The sequence below is a fragment of the Acidithiobacillus marinus genome (genome assembly GCF_002847505.1).
GTDB classification, from domain to species: domain Bacteria; phylum Pseudomonadota; class Gammaproteobacteria; order Acidithiobacillales; family Acidithiobacillaceae; genus Acidithiobacillus; species Acidithiobacillus marinus.
The window spans coordinates 1-2,073 of the sequence record NZ_MXAV01000065.1; the positions used below are offsets into that span (position 1 = coordinate 1).

Below are 2,073 nucleotides of genomic sequence, written 5' to 3' on the forward strand. Positions count from 1 at the left end.
AGGTATAGATTTTTAATGACTTGATAATTTATTCCAAGTGATGGTTCAAATCCGCCAAAACTTGTTTCAACACCAGAATCAAAGGTGCCATTAACAACACCATTCAACAGCGGTGAACCTGTAGGCGGCAAGAGGTTCGCATCGCTTGTCTGATAAGCGGCATATGCGATTCCAGGAGTTATTTTTAGTTTATCTTTTAATAAGTCAATTGTGTCTTGAATATAGCCATATTCAGAAATTTGCGAAGTATCATTATCAGCATCGTAATAAAAATTACCAACAGATTCATGTAGGACAGGTGCGTTATAAAGAATATAAGGATTCTTGTAATTTATATAATATAAATACGCTCCTATTTTTATGTGATTATTTGAAATGTTGGTTGAATACTTGATACGATCACCAATGGAATAGAAAATTGGTGTATAATATTCATCAAGTGTGGGAGAAGTGTCACCATTATATAATCCATGACCAACATGAACTCGATGTGAATGCTGAAACCATACTTTATTATCAATACTTGAGTTTTTAGATAGTAACCAATGCTGCTTAGCATAGAGTAGCCAAATATTGTCAGTATATTGAAAATATGATTGATCTGTTGTTTCTGTCGAATAAAATCCCGATGTTTGCTCGCTTAATGGGGCTCCAGGTACACCATAACCGTTAACGGTATAACCACCTAAAGGCGTGATAGGTATAGATGGCACAGCTAAATATTTTGCCCTTGAAAGATATAAACCTAGAGAATATCTATCACCAGACATAGATGTTTTTGTTAATTTTCCAAAGAAAACATATGCTTGAGTTGGATAATTATATTCCAACCCCGGAACACGACCATTAGTATGACCAAATGCTGCCACTGCAGTCCACCCATCACCAAATAACCCAGATTTTGCTACGGCAAATTGGGTTTGTGATCCGTAACTGCCAAATGAGCTCCCCACTTTAAAGCTGGCATTTTTTTGTGGTTGAACTGGTAAAAAATTTACAGTACCTCCTATGCTTGACTGCCAGCGTGAATCTGGATTACCTGGACCGTAATTAACGGTTACTCCGTTTAATATTTGTGCAATTGGCACTTCTACAGAGTAGAATCCGCCATCACCTGATAAAGGATTACTCAATGGAATGCCATCAAAGTTTACCTGTATGGCATTGAAATGACCATTGACTGTTGGTCCGGTTCCCACACCAAATCCGTTGATATTTAAACTGTTAGAGCCAACACCGCTGCTAGGATTTGAACCAAGAACTTGTACACCTGGTAAGCGGCTAGCTAGTTGAAATGCACCTGCATTAGGAGCCATATATTGAAGTTGGTTTTTTGAGACAGATAATATTGATTGTGAAGATTTTGCAATTTTCTTTTTGTCAATTCTTTTATTTTCAATATTACTTGCATAATTGTTTGACACCTCGCCAACATTTATTCCTGAATTTGTTGGCATGTGATCTTTGGCGAATGACTGGTTGCTGAGTGTTATTAGTCCTACTCCAGCCATTAATAAACATATTTTACTATATTTTGTTGAATTTTTTTTGTATGACTGACTATTCTCATGTTGGTTCCGTCGTTCATCATTATCTCCATTTTTGATTGATTAAAATTGACAAATATTAAAGCAATACTGGTGATTTGTTAGCTGGATCTGACCAGCTTTCTTCGCCATTCTCGACATGCCCAGCAAGACGCCATGTGTGCGTCTCTGTTTTTATTTGCAGATCGTACCAATGATGACTTTTATCTAATGGCCAGATAATATGAGTGTTTGATCCTGCATCTACTTTCAAGATTCTTGAATCCTGTCCGTAACTGTCGTCACTAATATGTACAGTCTGAATTTTTGAGCTTCGGTTATGAAAGTGAAGTGCAACGTCACCATTATCTTTTGGTAAGGCTTCTATCAGTAGCTCGGTTGGACCCGAACCAGATAACTTGCGTATGTATCCATCTGGTCCGTACAGTGTGAAAGCGAGTTTGTGATCCTTGGGAATGGTTATCTCATCCTCAAGATGCTCATGACTACCAACGGTGTAATGGTATGGAAGTGCGGAGCTAGCAGG

General features: G+C 37.8%; 2 protein-coding genes. Both read right to left on the reverse strand.

Annotation, left to right across the window (positions count from 1 at the left end):
- The coding region (locus B1757_RS14940; protein ID WP_172437745.1) for a TonB-dependent receptor plug domain-containing protein at nt 1-1,511 on the reverse strand (1,511 nt) is incomplete at its 3' end.
- Between the two features lie 115 nt (nt 1,512-1,626).
- On the reverse strand, nt 1,627-2,073 hold a 447-nt coding region (locus B1757_RS14945), incomplete at its 5' end, for a phospholipase domain-containing protein (protein WP_143484305.1).